The sequence below is a fragment of the Hydrogenophaga sp. L76 genome (assembly GCF_057654755.1).
In genome coordinates this window covers 1,984,123-1,999,724 of record NZ_CM172807.1, presented here as the reverse complement: position 1 = coordinate 1,999,724, position 15,602 = coordinate 1,984,123, and the positions used below count along the sequence as shown (strand labels likewise).

The following is a 15,602-nucleotide window of genomic DNA, read 5'->3' as shown; positions in this document are numbered from 1 at the left end:
CCCGGTCAGCGCAGAATGACCCGAATGAAAAAACGATCACGCCCGTCCGCTTGGGCCAAAAGCTTCGAGCGGAGCCTCAAGGCGATGACACGCCTGGCCACCGCTTCCAGTACCCGGGCGCTCAAGAAGTCCCTCAAGCCCGCGGTGGCCAAGCGCGCGCCGCCGCCCGGTGCCGGTGCGTGGATGCCCGGCGTCGTCATGGGCGCGGCCGGCGCCCGGCGCTTCAGGGTCTACCGCCCGCCAGGGGTCGGGTTCGGCGAGAAGCTGCCGCTGGTGGTGATGCTGCATGGTTGCGGTCAGGACGCCAACAGCTTCGCGGCCAGCACGCGCATGAACCGCATCGCGATGCGCGAACGTTTTCTGGTGCTCTACCCCGAGCAAGACCGGCTCGCCAACGGGCAGGGTTGCTGGAACTGGTTCGACACCAAGACCGGCCGTGCCTATGGCGAAGCCGCCCTGATCATGCAGGCGGTCGACCAGGTCTGTCTGCTGCATCCCGTGGACCGGGCGCGCATCGCCATCGCCGGCCTGTCGGCCGGCGCGAGCATGGCCGCCTTGCTGGTCACCCGGCACCCGGGGCGTTTCAAGGCCGTTGTCATGCATTCGGGCATTCCACCCGGCACCGCGCACTCCACCCTGTCGGCGCTGGGCGCCATGCACGGCCACCGCGTCACGACCCCGTTGATGACCACGCCGAACGCGATGGAGGCCCACTGGCCACCCCTGCTGGTGATCCACGGTGACGCCGACGCCGTGGTCTCACCCAAGAACGGCCAGGCCGCAGCGCAGGTCTGGGCCGACGCGGCGGGGGCGAAGGCGAGCGAGGCGCGCAGCGTGCAACGGGGCCAGCGCTACCCGATGTCGGTCACCGACTTCAAGCGCCAGGGCAGCACGGTGGCGACGCTGGTCGCCGTGAGCGGCCTGGCCCACGCGTGGAGCGGTGGCGCTGCGAGCAAGGCCTTCAGCGACGGCCAGGGGCCGGATGCGTCGCGCATGGTCTGGGCTTTTGCGGCCAGGCAGTTCCGGATGCAGCAGGACCCCTGATTGTTGGCTGGCGAACAGACAGATGGCGTCAATCCTGCCCCCATGGGGGCTCTGCGATTGGCAGACAACGGTCCCGCCCCCCAACCGAAAGGAAACACCATGACCAGCCAGAAAACGGCCCACATTGAGCCATCCAGGCACTCCACCGACGAAGTCGATGAATTTCTGGACATGGTGGAAGACAACGTCGACGACGCTCCAGGCGCGGGTTCGCCGGCCATCAAGCCGAACACGGATCTGGATGACGACGGCAAGCCCACCACGGACACACCGAAGAACCCGAGAATCTGAACCACCCGGATCAGGGTCAGAACGGCACCTCGTGCCCTGAGCGAAAAGCCTCCAGCTGCTGACGCAGCGCTGCGTTTTCGGTCTGCAGTTCACTCACCTGGTTGCGCAAGCGCTGCAGTTCATCGCCCGCTTCGTCGGCCGGCTGATCGGGCGCGGCTTCCGACGGTTTGCGCTTCGCTTCGCGCACCCGCTTGGCCGCCAGCTTGAGTTCGTCCTTGCCGGCCAAGGCGGCGGCCTTCTGCTCTTCGGCCGGCAAGCTGGCCACGGCGGCGGCCGCGTTGAGCGAGATCGCCCCGGACTTCAGCGCTGCCACCAGCTCGGGCTCGGCCTGCTTCTGGATCTTTTCGATCATCACCACCTGGCTGCTGCTGAGCCGCGCCGCCCGGGCGATGTCTTCGCGGCTGTTCAGCGGCCGGGGCTCCGGCACGGGCGCTGCGGCCGCCGGGGTGGCAAATGGTGCGTCCTGCTCGGCCGGCTCGGGCTGGGCATCCTCGCGCGGCGCAGCCAGAAACCGGGCGCGCCGCTCGGCGATGATTTCGCGCTTGCGCAGCGCCAGCACGCCGCGCTGGAAGTCCGACACGCTGCGGCGCCCCAGGTGCTGGTCGATCATCCACAGGTGCACGTCTTCCATGGACTGGAAGCGCGGGTTCTGCACCGTCTCGAAGGGCAGGCCGTGTTGCTGGCAGATGCCGTAGCGGTTGTGCCCGTCCACCAGCACATCGCCCCAGAGCACCAGCGCATCGCGGCAGCCCTCGGCCAGGATGCTGCGCTCCAGCGCCTCGTGTTCCTCCGGGGTCAAGGGGTCGATATAGGCTTTGAGTTCCGGGTTGACAGTGATGTTCATGAAGTCGGGGTTCGGGGAAATGGCTTGGGGGCGCGAATTGTAGAGGGGCGCCGCGGGCCCCAGAAACCGGCAGAATGATCCGGGTCAGACGGACCGGGATGTGCCCGGTTCGAACACTCGATGACCTTGAACGAAGAGGGTGCTCATGAGACTCGTGGTTTTGTTGCTGGCTCTTCTGGTGGTGGGGCTTCTCGTGGCCCGTCAACTGGGCGGCGGCGCGCCAGCCCAGGTTCAGAAGCCGGAGGCCATTTCGGATGTGGCTGTTCCCGCTGTGCCAGCTGTTCCCACAAGGCCTCAGGATGTGCCCGGGTTTGAACGGCAGGTCGAGGGCTACGTCAATGATCTGGCCGCTGAGCGGGCCAAACAGCTGGAGCAGGCGGAATCGGGGAAATGACGGGGGCTGGCCATGTTTTCGAATCAGCCAGTTTCGCAATCAGGAATCAGGCGGTCGAGTTCCTTTTTCACCACCCGATAACACTCGCAAGTGCCTTCCTCCAGCTTGGCCCGGTCCAGCACCCAGATGTGGCCGCGCGCGTAGTGGATCTGGCCAGCAGCCTGCAATTTGTGCGCTGCTTCGGTGACGCTCTCACGGCGCACGCCCAGCATGTTGGCGATCAGCTCCTGCGTCATCACCACTTCGTTGTCGGGCAAACGGTCCAGTCTGAGCAACAGCCACCGGATGAACTGCTCTTCCAGCGAGTGGTGGCGATTGCACACAGCCGTCTGGCTCACCTGCGTGATCAGGGCTTGCGTGTACCGCAGCATCAGGTGCTTGACCGGGCTGGAAAGCTCGAACTCATCCTTGAACGCGTTGGCACGAAGCCGGTAACCCATGCCCGCGCTTTGCACCACGGCATGGCTCGGCGTGGAGCCGCCGCCCATGAGAATGGGTACGCCCACCAGGCCCTCAAAACCGACCGCCGCCATCTCCGCCGACGATCCATCCTCCAGCACATAAAGCAGCGAGACGATCGCGCTGGTGGGAAAGTACACGAAAGTCTGCTGCGCGCTCGGCTCGTACAGCACCTTGCCCAGCGGCAGATCGACCAGTTCAAGCTGCGGTTTCCAGCGTTGCCACTCAGCTTGGGGCAAACATGCCAACAGCTTGTTGTTGCGTGGGTGATATGGATGTACCAAGTGGGGCCCCCTCGTGTGTGCGTTTTGTCTCGTTTCCCGCCTCGACATTCACTCTACCCACCATCTTGAGGACGCTACCTTAAATTCGTTCCAAAACGTACGCGCAACCATCCAGGCCATTTCGTCTCTCCACGTCGAGGCGACGGTCCGATCTGGGCGGCCCGCTGGAGGGATCACCACTGCCTTGAGAACGCCGCTTCTGGCCGAGTACCTGCCCCACACAGCCTGCAACCACCGAGCCAGCCCAGGTAAAAAGCCCTCCCACCCGAGGGCCGTTCCCCCGTCCCTCTCCCCCGCCGTCCTCTCTCTTGGTAATATACGAACCAGCTACAAACCGTATACAAGGGATCGCCATGGGCATCATCAAGATTTCAGAGCAGATGCACGAAAACCTGCGTCTGACCAGTGGGGCGCTGAGCCGCTCCATGAACGCGCAGGCCGAACACTGGCTGCGCGTGGGCATGTTGTCGGAGCTGAACCCGACGCTGTGCCACGGCGAGATCTGCCAGCTGCTGATCGAATCGGAGCGGCAGGCGCCCGTGACGCCCAGTCTCAGGAGCGTGTCGCCCGCCGGCCTGGAGAAGGCGGCATGACGGGCGGCAAGAAGGTGAGCATCAGGACGGCGGCCGAGATCGACATGGCCCGGCGCGCCGGGCACCTGGCCGCCGACGTGTTGCGCATGATCGGCGAACACGTGAAGCCGGGTGTGACCACGGACGAGCTGGACCGGCTTTGCCACGACCACATCGTGAACGAGCTGAAGGCGGTGCCGGCCAACATCGGTTACCACGGCTACCCGAAGACGATCTGCGCTTCGGTGAACCACGTGATCTGCCACGGCATCCCGTCGGACAAGAAGCTGAAGGACGGCGACATCGTCAACATCGATGTGGCGCTGATCAAGGACGGCTGGTTCGGCGACACGAGCCGCATGTTTTATGTGGGCGAGCCGGGCATTCTGGCCAGGCGCCTGGTGCGCACGACTTACGACGCCATGCGCGCGGGCATCCAGCAGGTGCGCCCGGGCGCGACGCTGGGCGATGTGGGCCACGCGATCCAGACCGTGGCGCACGCGGCGGGTTTCAGCGTGGTGCGCGAGTACTGCGGCCACGGCATCGGGCAGGTCTACCACGACGAGCCGCAGGTCTTGCACTACGGCCAGCGCAACACGGGCCTGAAGCTGGCGCCGGGCATGGTGTTCACGGTGGAGCCCATGATCAACGCGGGCAAGCGCGAGACCAAGGAGCTGCCCGACGGCTGGACGGTGGTCACGCGCGACCGCTCGCTCTCGGCGCAGTGGGAACACATGGTGGCGGTGACGGAGACGGGCTTCGAGATCCTCACGCCCTGGCCGGATGGCCTGGGCGATTACGCGGCGATCGAACCGGTGATCAGCGCCGCAAGCCCGCTGGCCGCAGCGGCGGCTGCGGTGGCCTGAGCGGGTTCAGCCGCGGCGCCTTCGCCACAGCCAGACGCCGACGCCCAGCAGGGCGGCGTAGTTCAGCGCCATGAACCAGGGCTCGTTCCAGGCGATGCCGTCGAAGCCCCAGTAGGTGATGGGGTAGAAAACGGGCGAGGGGAAAAAGTCGGCCGAGTGGGTGAACACGTCGATGATGATGTGCGACCACCAGCCCAGCAGGGGCAGCCAGAGCCGGCGCAGCCAGACCCAGAGCAGGGCCGTCACCGCGGCGGCCACCAGCGCGCTGTGAAACACGCAGTGCACCTGGTGCGACCAGAATGCCACCCAGGCCGGGAAATCGGGTTCGCCGCCCGGGGCGGCGGTGGCGTAATTGAGCCATTCGCCGGGCGTGCCGTTGGCCAGGGCCCAGGCCGCCACGGGCAGCGTGTGCACCACGTCGGGCACCACCGCCAGCGCCACCGCCCAGGCCAGGGTGGGTTTGTCCACCGGCCGGGCGTTCGCCAACGCCACCAGGCCGGCTCCCGCCCACAACCCATGCGCCAGGATGTCCATGGTTCAGGCCCGGGTGTTCATGGTTCGGCTCAGTAGTGGGGCGGCAGCTCGTCGCGCAGGTTGCGCGCGGGCGCCGAGCCCTCGTCAGCGCCCTGGCGGCGCAGGTGGCCGAGCTCGCGCAGCAGCAGGTGAATCTGCTCCTGCTGGCGCGCCACCACGGCGTTCAGCGTGTCGAGCAGGTCGTCGGCGTAGCTGGCCTTGATCTCCAGTTCGGTGAGGCGGCGCTCGGTGTCGGCGGCAGGTGCTGAGGGTGGGGTCGAAGCGGTGCTCATGTGGCTATTGGACACCACGCCGGCGCGTGACCCGCAGCGCAAGAAACAACCCCAACCCAGGGAGACCGAGGGTCCGGCTTTGCCGGCCCAAGGTATCGCCCCCCTCCAAGCCGAAGGCGCCAGAGAGGGGGGAGGCGCCGAAGGCGACGCGGGGGGTGTTTCCTTTACTCTGGCTGGTGTTCCAGCGAAGCGGAGTTCATGCAGTAGCGCAGGCCCGAGGGCGCCGGGCCGTCTTCGAACACGTGGCCCAGGTGCGCGCCGCACTGGCTGCACACGGTTTCCACGCGGGCCATGCCGTGGCTTCGGTCGGTGATCTCGGTGATGGCGCCGGGGATGGCCTTCCAGAAGCTGGGCCAGCCGCAGCCGGCGTCGAACTTGGTGCCGGCGTCAAACAGGTGGTTGCCGCAGCAGATGCAGTGGTAGCTGCCATCGGCCCAGACTTCTTCGTATTTGCCGGTGAACGGGCGCTCGGTGTGGGCGTGGCGGGTCACTTCGAAAGCAGCGGGTTCGGCGCCTTTTTCGGCCAGCAGGGCGCGCCACTCGGCATCGGTTTTCTGGATGGGGAACGTCATGGCGGGGTCCTTCAAGATGAGCAACTGATTTCAATCTGGGCCGCCCAGTCGGGCGGAAAGTCGGCCAGGTCGTCGTGGCCTGGCAGCTCGGTGAACGGGGTTTCCAGCGCGGTCTGCAGGCGCTGCAGAGCCGAGAAGTCGCCCTCGCGGGCGCGCTGGATGGCGATCTCGCCGAGGTGGTTGCGCAGCACCACGTGCGGGTTGGTCGAGAGCATCAGCACCTGGGTGAGGCGGGCGTCAAAACCGGGCTGGCTCTGCAGCCGCCCGCGCCACTGCAGGGCCCAGGCGTCGAAGGCTTCGCGCTGCAGGAACAGGTCGCGCACCGGCTCGATGGCCGCGCTGGCTGCCGCGGCGCCTGCGCCCGGTTCCGCAAAGCCGGCCACGGCGTTCGAGAGGCGGCGCCAGAAGAGGGTGAAGTCGACCGCGTCCTGCGCCATGAGCGCCAGCAGCTGCTCGGTGAGCGCTTCGTCGCCGGCCATCACGGTGCCGAGGCCGAGCTTGGCGCCCATGCGCCGCTGCAGTGCCGCGGGGAACAGGGCCTTGTAGGGTTCGAGCGCGTCCAGCGCCTGCTGCGGGTCTTCCATCAGTGGCAGCAGGGCCTGGCCCAGGCAATACAGGTTCCAGTGCGCGATGCCGGGCTGGCGCATGTAGCGGTAGCGCCCGCCGGTGTCGCTGTGGTTGCAGATGTGGCGCGGGTTGTAGGCGTCAAGGAACTGGAACGGACCGTAGTCGATGGTCAGGCCCAGGATGCTCATGTTGTCGGTGTTCATCACGCCGTGGCAGAAGCCCACGGCCTGCCACTGCGCGACCATCTCGGCGGTGCGCGCGCTCACGGCTTCGAGCAGGTTGGCGTAGACGTTGCCGGGCAGGGCGCGGCAGTCGGGGTAGAAGTGGTCGATGACGAAATCGGCGAGCGTGCGCAGCTGCTCGTGCTGGCCGCTGTGCGAGAAGTGTTCGAAGTGGCCGAAGCGGATGAAGCTGGGCGCGACCCGCGTGACGACGGCGGCGGTTTCGATTTCTTCGCGGCGCACCGGCTGGTCGGACCCGGTGACACACAGCGCCCGGCTGGTGGGGATGCCCAGGCCGTGCATGGCTTCGCTGCAGAGGAATTCGCGGATGGAGCTGCGCAGCACGGCGCGGCCGTCGCCCCCGCGCGAATACGGCGTGCGCCCGGCGCCCTTGAGCTGGATCTCTTGCGGGCCATCGGTGCCGGCGAGTTCGCCGAGCAGGATCGCCCGCCCGTCGCCGAGCTGGCCTGCCCACTGGCCAAACTGGTGGCCGCTGTAGACACTGGCGAGCGGGCGCATGCCGGGCAGCGGCTGGTTGCCGGTGAAGGTCTGCAGGGCTTGATCGCTCGCCATCCAGGCGCCGTCCAGCCCGAGCTCGCGCGCCAAAGCGGGGTTGCGGCCCACCCAGTAAGGGGCGGGCAGGGGCGTGGGGCGCAGCTCGGTGTAGAACGCGCGACCGAGGCCGGCGAAGCGGTGCGTCCAGCCGGTCGGTGTTTCGGTGGCGGGCGCGGGCGGCAGGGCATCGGGCAGGGTCATGCGGCGCATTGTCACCGGGACGACTTGCACCCACACCCGGGCGGGCTATCCGGGGCAACCCGCTACGGCCAGCGCGCGTTGTTGAGGCATGATGCTGGGTGAATTAAACGCACGATCGTTCGTTTTTCTTGTCGGACATTCCAGGAGAACCCCATGCTGGGACAAATGCAAAGCCAACCGCTGCTGATTTCGTCGCTCATCACGCACGCCGAGCGCCACCACGGCAGCACCGAAATCGTTTCCCGTCGCGTCGAAGGCGACATCCACCGCACCACCTGGGGCCAGGTCTCGCGGCGTGCGCGCCAGGTGGCCAACGCGCTCGACAGCCTGCACCTCGCCTTTGGCGACCGCGTGGCCACGCTGGCCTGGAACGGCTACCGCCACCTGGAGCTGTATTTCGGGGTCAGCGGCACCGGCCGCGTGCTGCACACGCTGAACCCGCGCCTGCACCCCGAACAGCTGGCCTGGATCGTCAACCACGCCGACGACCGCGCGGTCTGCTTCGACATGACTTTCCTGCCGCTGGTGCAGGCGGTGGCAGGCAAGTGCCCGGGCGTCAAACACTGGATCGCGCTGTGCGACGCCGACAAGCTGCCGGCCGACAGCGGCCTGCCCGGGCTGGTGAGCTACGAGGCCTGGATGGGCTCGCAGCCGGAAAAATACCTCTGGCCCGATCTGGACGAAAACAGCGCATCGAGCATGTGCTACACGAGCGGTACCACGGGCAACCCCAAGGCCGCGCTGTATTCGCACCGCTCCACACTGCTGCACGCCTACGGCGCGGCGCTGCCCGACGCGCTGGGCTGCTCGGCGCGCGACAGCATCCTGCCGGTGGTGCCGATGTTCCACGTCAACGCCTGGGGCCTGCCGTATTCGGCCGCGGCGGTGGGCTGCAAGCTGGTGTTCCCCGGGCCGGCGATGGACGGCAAGTCGGTCTACGAACTGATCGAATCCGAGAAGGTCACGATGGCCGCAGGCGTGCCCACGGTGTGGCAGATGCTGCTGGGCCACCTGCAGGCCGGCGGCCTGAAGTTCAGCACCCTGAAGCGCACGGTGATCGGTGGCTCGGCCTGCCCGCCGGCCATGATCAACGCCTTCAATGACACCTACGGCGTGGAGGTGCTGCACGCCTGGGGCATGACCGAGATGTCGCCGCTGGGCACGGTGTGCACGCTGAAGAACGCACAGCTGGCGCTTCCCGCCGATGAGCAGCTCAAGGTGCGTCTCAAGCAGGGTCGCAGCGTGTTTGGCGTGGACATGAAGATCGTGGACGAATCCGGCAACGAACTGCCCTGGGACGGCAAGGCCTACGGCGACCTGCTGGTGCGCGGGCCGTGGATCATCGCCAGCTACTTCAAGGGCGAAGGCGGCGACCCGCTGCAATACGACGACGCGGGCAAGGGCTGGTTCCCCACCGGGGACGTGGCCACCATCGACGCCGAAGGCTTCATGCAGATCACCGACCGCAGCAAGGACGTGATCAAGTCCGGCGGCGAGTGGATCAGCTCCATCGACGTCGAAAACATCGCCATGGCGCACCCGGCCGTGGCCATGGCAGCCTGCGTCGGCATGAAGCACCCCAAGTGGGACGAGCGCCCGATCGTGGTGGTGATGAAGAAGCCCGGCGCCGAGGTGACGCGCGAAGAACTGCTGGCGTTCTACGAAGGCAAGATCGCCAAGTGGCAGGTGCCGGACGATGTGGTGTTCGTCGACGCGATTCCGCTCGGCGCCACCGGCAAGATGCAGAAGATGACGCTGCGCCAGCAGCTCAAGGACTACGTGTTGCCGGGCCTCTGATGTTGGCTGGCGAGCGTTCGTCGGGCGTGCGGCGCTGGCTGCGGCTGGCGACGCTGGGCGCGCTCGCCTGTGCGGCCCTGGGCGGCCCGGCCTGGGCGGCCGACGCGCCGCAGAAGGTGGTGCGCATCGCCTTCATCGACCCGCTCTCCGGCCCCGCGGCCGACATCGGCCGCAACAGCCTGCGCAGCTGGCAGTTCATGGCCGAGCGGCTGGCCGGGCCGGGCAACCCCGCGGGGGTGCGTTTCGTGGTGGCGGGCTTTGACAACAAGGGATCGCCCAAGGAAAGCCTGGACGCGCTCAAGGCGGCCATCGACCAGGGCTTTCGCTACGTGGTGCAAGGAAACGGTTCCGGGGTGGCGGCGGCGATCTCCGATGCGGTGACGCGGCACAACGCACGTCACCCCGAGCAGGCGGTGCTCTTCATCAACTACGCGGCGATGGACCCGGCGCTGACCAACGACCTGTGCAGCTTCTGGCACTTCCGCGTGGACGCCGACACGACCATGAAGACGCGGGCGCTGGCGCTTTTCATGGCCTCGCAGTCCGAGCTGAAAAGCGTCTACCTGCTGAACCAGAACTACGCCCACGGTCAGCAGTTTTCGCGCTACTTCCGCGAGGCGCTGACGCAGGAGCGCCCCGATATCCAGATCGTGGGCGATGAGCTGCACACGGCTTTCGTGGGCCAGGATTTCACGCCCCATGTGCGCCGCATGGCCGAGTCCGGCGCGCAGGCCGTGGTCACGGGCAACTGGGGCGCCGACCTGCGGGGGCTGGTCAAGGCGATGCAGCAGCAGGGCGTCACGCTGCCGCTCTACGCCTACTACCCGATGCTCAAGGGTGTGCCCGAACTCCTGGCTTCGGGCGACGGCCGCCTGCCGGTGTACCAGGTGGCCAACAACCACACCAACCAGGCGGGCGACATCGCCGGGCTGGCCACCGCGTTTCGCCGCCGCCATGGCGAAGACCTGGTGGTGTATGCCGCGTTCGACGGCATGTCGATGCTGCTGCAGGCGATGACCCATGCCCAGACCACCGACGCGGCGCGCGTGGCCGGCCGCCTGAGCGGCATGGTGTTTCCGGGGTTCAGCGGGCCGGTGCACATGCGCGCCGATGACCACCAGTTGCAGCAGGGGCTCTACGTTTCGCGCTGGCAGAAGGTGGACGGGCGGCACCCGCGCGCGGCAGAGGACACGGGCTACACATTTGCGCCCGTGCGCTACATGAGCGCATCGGAAATCAGCGGTCCCACGAGCTGCCGGATGCAGCGGCCCTGAGTCCGGGTTGGTGCCCATCGCCTGTCCGTGCGAACCGCGGCAGCGGGCCTGTGCCGTCCGGCGGATGCTAGGCTTGTGCGAGCGCACAGTCGCCTGCGCGATAGGTGCTAGGGGCAATCCCTGAGGGGTTTGATGGCCTGTCAGGCTACGCTAAGGTTTTCCACCTTCAGGAGACCCAGCCATGTCGTTTGCCTTGAAATCCGTTGCCATCGCCGCCCTGTCGCTGACCCTGCTCAGCGCCCATGCCCAGAAGGGCGAGACGGTCAAGATCGCGTTGATCGATCCGCAGACAGGCCTGATGGGTCCGCTGGGCATGAACCAGATGCGCAGCTGGCAGTACTTCGCCGAGAAGTTCAGCGCCACCAACCCGGCCGGTGTGAAGTTCGAGATGGTGGCGTTCGACAACAAGCTCAGCCCGGCCGAAAGCCTGAATGCCTTCAAGGCCGCGCTGGACCAGGGCGTGCGCTACATCGCCCAGGGCAACGGTTCTTCGGTGGCGGGCGCACTGATCGATGCGGTCAACAAGCACAACGAGCGCAACCCGGGCAAGGAGGTGATCTTCCTGAACTACGCCGCCGTGGACCCCGATTTCACCAACAGCAAGTGCAGCTACTGGCACTTCCGTTTTGACGCCGACACCTCCATGAAGATGGAGGCGATGACCACCTTCATGAAGGACCAGAAGGACGTCAAGAATGTTTATCTGCTCAACCAGAACTACTCGCACGGCCAGCAGGTCGCCAAGTTCGCCAAGGAAAACCTGGCCCGCAAGCGCCCCGACGTGAAGATCGTGGGTGAAGACCTGCACCCGCTGGCCCAGGTGCGCGATTTCGCGCCCTACATCGCCAAGATCAAGGCGTCGGGCGCCGACACCGTGATCACCGGCAACTGGGGCTCCGACCTCGCGCTGCTGATCAAGGCCGCCAACGAAGGCGGCTACACCGGCAAGTTCTACACCTACTACACCGGTGTCACCGGCACGCCCACGGCGCTCGGCACGGGCGGCGAAGGCCGGGTGTTCCAGGTGGCCTACTCGCACTACAACATGGGTGGCCAGATGGGCCAGTGGATGGCCGAGTTCAAGACCAAGTACAAGGACGACATGTTCACCGGCGCTATTCCCTCGGCGTTCAACGTGCTGGGCGCCGCCATGGCCAAGGCCAAGTCCACCGACCCGGTGAAGGTAGCCGTCGCCATGGAGGGCATCAAGGTCAACAACTACAACGGTGAGGTGGAGGTGCGCAAGAACGACCACCAGTTGCAGCAGCCGCTGTTCCTAACGGTCTGGCAGAAGGCCGACACGAAGTACCCCTACAGCCCGGAGAACACCGGCATGACGCTGGCCCCGGTGAAGGAATTCCCGTCTTACGTGTCCAGCACGCCGACGAGCTGCCAGATGAAGCGACCAGGCTGATTGAACCACCCCCGCCGCAGTACTTGACCCACCCCCGCCGCGCTGCGCGCGACCCCCTCCAGGGGGCAACGCGAGCGGCCCGGCGGAGCCGGTTCCGCCGCGTTCTGGGTTGGGATATTTCGCTCCGGTGAGGGGATTGGACTGCTTCTGCGCGGGGTTGCTTTCCTGACCTGCTGCTGAGTCGGTGGGTGCTCCTGACGGGTCATACTCGTCCCCCGCTCCCACCCGTTTTCCTCTTCCCCACGTATCGCGCTCGAAAGGCAGGATCCATGGAGTTCTTCATCATCTCCATGCTCAATGGCGTCAGCTACGGCTTGCTGCTGTTTCTGTTGAGCTCGGGACTCACCCTCATCTTCAGCATGATGGGGGTGCTGAATTTTGCGCACGCCAGCTTCTACATGCTGGGCGCCTACATCGGCTATTCGATCGCCCAGCTGGTGGGCTTCTGGCCGGGGCTGTTCGTGGCCCCGCTGGTGGTGGGCGCGCTGGGCGCGCTGTTTGAGCGGCTGACCCTGCGCAAGGTGCACAAGTTCGGCCATGTGCCCGAGCTGCTGGTGACCTTCGGCCTGTCCTACATCATCCTGGAGCTGGTACAGCTGATCTGGGGCCGCACGGCGGTGGAGTTCGTACCACCCGAAGTGTTGCGCGGCCCGGCCTTCACCCTGGTGCACCACGCCAACGACACGCTGGAGATGTTCTGGGGCGCTGTCAGCAGCGAGGTCTGCGCTGGCGCGGGGGTGATCTGCTCACCGTTCCCGGCCACGCGCGCTTTCATGATGCTGGTGGCGATCCTGATGCTGGTGGCGCTCTGGCTGCTGCTGACCCGCACGCGCATCGGCCTGATCATCCAGGCCGCGCTGACCCATCCCGAAATGGTGGAGAGCCTGGGCCACAACGTGCCGCGGGTGCTGATGCTGGTGTTCGGCGCCGGCACCGGCCTGGCCGGTCTGGCCGGTGTGATCGGCGGCAGCACCTTTGTGACCGAGCCCAACATGGCGGCCACGGTGGGCTCGGTGATCTTTGTCGTGGTGGTGGTGGGCGGCATGGGTTCGCTCTCCGGCGCCTTCCTGGCCTCGCTGCTGATCGGCGTGATCCAGACCTTTGCCGTGGGGCTGGACTATTCGTTCATCCACCTGGTGGAGCAGTTGGGTGTGCAGGCCTCGGACGCCATGAGGGAGAACTCGGTGCTCAAGCTCACGCTGTCGCAGGTGGCGCCGATCCTGCCCTACCTGTTCCTCGTGCTGATCCTGATCTTCCGGCCCAAGGGCTTGCTGGGGACCCGCGAAGGTTGACCGACCATGTCAAAACAGTATTACGAATTCAAACCCCTCAACGTCGGCCGCTGGATCGTCTGGTCGCTGTTTGCACTGGTGCTGGTGTTCGCGCCGCTGGTGTTCGGCAGCAACCTCTCGGTGACCATGCTCTCGCAGATGGGCATCGCCATCATCGCCTGCCTGTCCTACAACATCCTGCTCGGGCAGGGCGGCATGCTGAGCTTCGGGCACGCGGTCTACACCGGCCTGGGCTCCTACATGGCCATGCACGCGCTCAACGCCGCAACCGATGGCCAGATTCCCATCCCGGTGAGCCTGGTTCCGCTGGTGGGCGGCGTGGCGGGGCTGTTCTTCGCTGTGCTGTTTGGCTACGTCACCACCAAGAAAGCCGGCACGCCGTTCGCCATGATCACGCTGGGCATGGCCGAGCTGGTGTTTGCGATGTCGCTGATGTTCTCGGAGTTCTTCGGGGGCGAGGCGGGCGTGTCGGGCAACCGCGTGGTGGGCGACCCGTTCATGGGCATCAGCTTCGGCCCGCCGATCCAGGTGTATTACCTCATCGCGGTCTACACCTTCGTCTGCGTGGGTCTCATGTTTGCGTTCACGCGCACGCCGCTGGGCCGCATCCTGAACGCCGTGCGCGACAACCCGGAGCGCGTCGAGTTCATTGGCTACAACACGCAGAAGGTGCGGTATCTGGCCTTCATGATCGCGGGCTTCTTCGCCGGCGTCGCGGGCGGCCTGGGTGCGCTGAACTTCGAGATCGTGACCGCCGAGGTGGTGGGCGCGGCGCGTTCGGGCGGCTACCTGCTGTTCACCTTCCTGGGCGGCGCCACCTTCTTCTTCGGCCCCATCATCGGCGGCATCCTGATGGTGCTGGCCTTTGTGTTGCTGTCGGAGCTGACCAAGGCCTGGCTGCTCTACCTCGGGCTGGTGTTCCTGTTCATGGTGATGTACGCGCCGGGGGGCATCGCCAGCCTGATCATGATGAACCTGCGTGTGGCCTCGTTCGGCAAGCTGCGCGAGGTCTGGGTCGCGTATCTGGCACTGGGCGTGACCGCGCTGGTGGTCCTGCTCGGCGGCGGTGCGATGGTCGAAATGATTTACCACCTGCAGCTCGACGCGGCGATGGGCGACTCGGTGAAATACCTCGGCATGGAGCTGCATTCCAAGACCGCCGGCAGCTGGTTTGGCGCCGCCTTCGTGACGCTGACCGGCCTGGGCATCTTCGAGCTCACACGCCGCCAGTTCAGCGCCCAGTGGGCCGCGATCCAGACCGACATCGAAAAAGAAATCAAGCGCCGGGAGACGCAATGAGCAGCGCCACGTCCACAGCCGACACCGGCCGTTTCGAACAGACCATGAGCCACGTGCACGCCGGTGGCTACGCACTGGAGCTGCGCGACCTGCGCAAGCGCTTCGGCAAGACCGAGATCATCCGCGGGGTGGACCTCGCGGTGCGTTCCGGCGAGCGCGTGGCCATCATCGGCCCCAACGGCGCCGGCAAGTCCACGCTGTTCAACCTGATCTCGGGCCGCTTTGAACCCAGCAGCGGCGAGGTGCTGCTCAACGGCACGCGCATCGACGGCAAGAAGCCCTTCGAGATCAACCGCCTGGGCCTTTCGCGCAGCTTCCAGATCACCAACATCTTTCCCAAGCTCAGCGTGTTCGAGAACCTGCGCTGCGGCGTGCTCTGGAGCCTGGGCTACCGCTACACGCTGTTCCGCTTCCTCGCCGGCATGGACGACGCCAATGAGCGCGCCGAAGAACTGATGCGCATGATCCGCCTCGACAAGAAGCACGACACGCTGGCCATGAACCTGACCTACGCCGAGCAGCGCGCGCTGGAGATCGGCATCACCATCGCCGGCGGCGCCAACGTGATCCTGCTCGACGAACCCACGGCCGGCATGAGCAAGAGCGAAACCAGCCGTTTCATCGAGCTGATCCGGGAAGTCACGGTGGGCAAGACCCTGCTGACGGTGGAGCACGACATGGGCGTGGTCTTCGGCCTGGCCGACAAGATCGCGGTGGTGGTGTACGGCGAGGTGATCGCCTTTGACGAGCCCGAGGCGGTGCGGGCGAACCCGAAGGTGCAGGAGGCCTATCTGGGCTCCGTACTGGCGGATGAACAGGCGGCCTCCGCCGGCCATTGAGGAAAACCGCA

17 protein-coding genes are annotated in these 15,602 nt (G+C 66.3%); 11 read left to right on the top strand and 6 right to left on the bottom strand.

Going from position 1 to position 15,602, the window contains the following annotated elements; all coding sequences use genetic code 11:
• The first annotated feature begins 24 nt into the window (after positions 1–24).
• Both AC23D4_RS09550 and AC23D4_RS09545 read left to right on the top strand, forming a co-directional pair.
• Positions 25–1,044, top strand: coding sequence for an extracellular catalytic domain type 1 short-chain-length polyhydroxyalkanoate depolymerase (locus AC23D4_RS09550; protein WP_472888371.1), 1,020 nt, complete (start codon positions 25–27; stop codon positions 1,042–1,044).
• Between the two features lie 99 nt (positions 1,045–1,143).
• Positions 1,144–1,335 (top strand): hypothetical protein, encoded by a 192-nt coding sequence (locus tag AC23D4_RS09545; protein WP_472888370.1) that lies wholly within the window; start codon positions 1,144–1,146, stop codon positions 1,333–1,335.
• 16 nt (positions 1,336–1,351) lie between these two features.
• Here AC23D4_RS09545 and AC23D4_RS09540 read toward each other — a convergent pair whose 3' ends face one another.
• Complete coding sequence (locus AC23D4_RS09540) at positions 1,352–2,179, bottom strand: ParB N-terminal domain-containing protein (RefSeq protein ID WP_472888369.1); 828 nt, start codon at positions 2,177–2,179, stop codon at positions 1,352–1,354.
• Positions 2,180–2,324: 145 nt separating this feature from the next.
• On the opposite strand from AC23D4_RS09540, the gene AC23D4_RS09535 reads away from it, so the two are divergent.
• On the top strand, positions 2,325–2,573 hold the full coding sequence (locus tag AC23D4_RS09535; RefSeq protein WP_472888368.1) for a hypothetical protein: 249 nt from the start codon (positions 2,325–2,327) through the stop codon (positions 2,571–2,573).
• Between the two features lie 23 nt (positions 2,574–2,596).
• Here AC23D4_RS09535 and AC23D4_RS09530 read toward each other — a convergent pair whose 3' ends face one another.
• Entirely contained in the window at positions 2,597–3,271 is a 675-nt protein-coding gene (locus tag AC23D4_RS09530; RefSeq protein ID WP_472888367.1) for a Crp/Fnr family transcriptional regulator, read from the bottom strand.
• A 398-nt stretch (positions 3,272–3,669) separates the two neighbouring features.
• On the opposite strand from AC23D4_RS09530, the gene AC23D4_RS09525 reads away from it, so the two are divergent.
• A complete protein-coding gene (locus tag AC23D4_RS09525) occupies positions 3,670–3,909 on the top strand; it encodes a ParD-like family protein (RefSeq protein WP_472888366.1) in 240 nt (79 codons plus the stop codon).
• Positions 3,906–4,754, top strand: a complete 849-nt coding sequence (map, locus tag AC23D4_RS09520; protein WP_472888365.1) for a type I methionyl aminopeptidase — start codon at positions 3,906–3,908, stop codon at positions 4,752–4,754. The genes AC23D4_RS09525 and map overlap by 4 nt, the downstream gene beginning before the upstream one ends.
• 6 nt (positions 4,755–4,760) lie before the next feature.
• Here map and AC23D4_RS09515 read toward each other — a convergent pair whose 3' ends face one another.
• The 4 genes from AC23D4_RS09515 to AC23D4_RS09500 all read right to left on the bottom strand — a co-directional run bounded on the left by AC23D4_RS09515 (position 4,761) and on the right by AC23D4_RS09500 (position 7,676).
• Positions 4,761–5,288, bottom strand: a complete 528-nt coding sequence (locus AC23D4_RS09515; RefSeq protein WP_472888364.1) for a hypothetical protein — start codon at positions 5,286–5,288, stop codon at positions 4,761–4,763.
• A gap of 29 nt (positions 5,289–5,317) precedes the next feature.
• Complete coding sequence (locus AC23D4_RS09510) at positions 5,318–5,560, bottom strand: SlyX family protein (protein ID WP_472888363.1); 243 nt, start codon at positions 5,558–5,560, stop codon at positions 5,318–5,320.
• Positions 5,561–5,724: 164 nt separating this feature from the next.
• The gene (gene msrB, locus AC23D4_RS09505; protein WP_177135506.1) at positions 5,725–6,132 is read right to left on the bottom strand and encodes a peptide-methionine (R)-S-oxide reductase MsrB; all 408 of its coding nucleotides are present in this window, start codon (positions 6,130–6,132) and stop codon (positions 5,725–5,727) included.
• Positions 6,133–6,143: 11 nt separating this feature from the next.
• Complete coding sequence (locus AC23D4_RS09500; protein ID WP_472888362.1) at positions 6,144–7,676, bottom strand: protein adenylyltransferase SelO; 1,533 nt, start codon at positions 7,674–7,676, stop codon at positions 6,144–6,146.
• 153 nt (positions 7,677–7,829) lie between these two features.
• On the opposite strand from AC23D4_RS09500, the gene AC23D4_RS09495 reads away from it, so the two are divergent.
• The 6 genes from AC23D4_RS09495 to AC23D4_RS09470 all read left to right on the top strand — a co-directional run bounded on the left by AC23D4_RS09495 (position 7,830) and on the right by AC23D4_RS09470 (position 15,591).
• A complete protein-coding gene (locus AC23D4_RS09495; protein ID WP_472888361.1) occupies positions 7,830–9,473 on the top strand; it encodes a 3-(methylthio)propionyl-CoA ligase in 1,644 nt (547 codons plus the stop codon).
• Positions 9,473–10,747, top strand: a complete 1,275-nt coding sequence (locus AC23D4_RS09490; protein ID WP_472888360.1) for a branched-chain amino acid ABC transporter substrate-binding protein — start codon at positions 9,473–9,475, stop codon at positions 10,745–10,747. Before AC23D4_RS09495 ends, AC23D4_RS09490 begins: the two co-directional genes overlap by 1 nt.
• A 181-nt stretch (positions 10,748–10,928) precedes the next feature.
• Entirely contained in the window at positions 10,929–12,161 is a 1,233-nt protein-coding gene (locus AC23D4_RS09485; RefSeq protein WP_472888359.1) for a branched-chain amino acid ABC transporter substrate-binding protein, read from the top strand.
• Positions 12,162–12,430: 269 nt separating this feature from the next.
• Positions 12,431–13,453, top strand: a complete 1,023-nt coding sequence (locus AC23D4_RS09480) for a branched-chain amino acid ABC transporter permease (RefSeq protein WP_472888358.1) — start codon at positions 12,431–12,433, stop codon at positions 13,451–13,453.
• A gap of 6 nt (positions 13,454–13,459) precedes the next feature.
• A complete protein-coding gene (locus tag AC23D4_RS09475; protein ID WP_210826439.1) occupies positions 13,460–14,752 on the top strand; it encodes a branched-chain amino acid ABC transporter permease in 1,293 nt (430 codons plus the stop codon).
• Between the two features lie 44 nt (positions 14,753–14,796).
• Positions 14,797–15,591: an ABC transporter ATP-binding protein gene (locus AC23D4_RS09470; RefSeq protein ID WP_472888437.1), complete on the top strand. Its 795-nt coding sequence runs from the start codon at positions 14,797–14,799 to the stop codon at positions 15,589–15,591.
• The last annotated feature ends 11 nt before the right edge of the window (positions 15,592–15,602 follow it).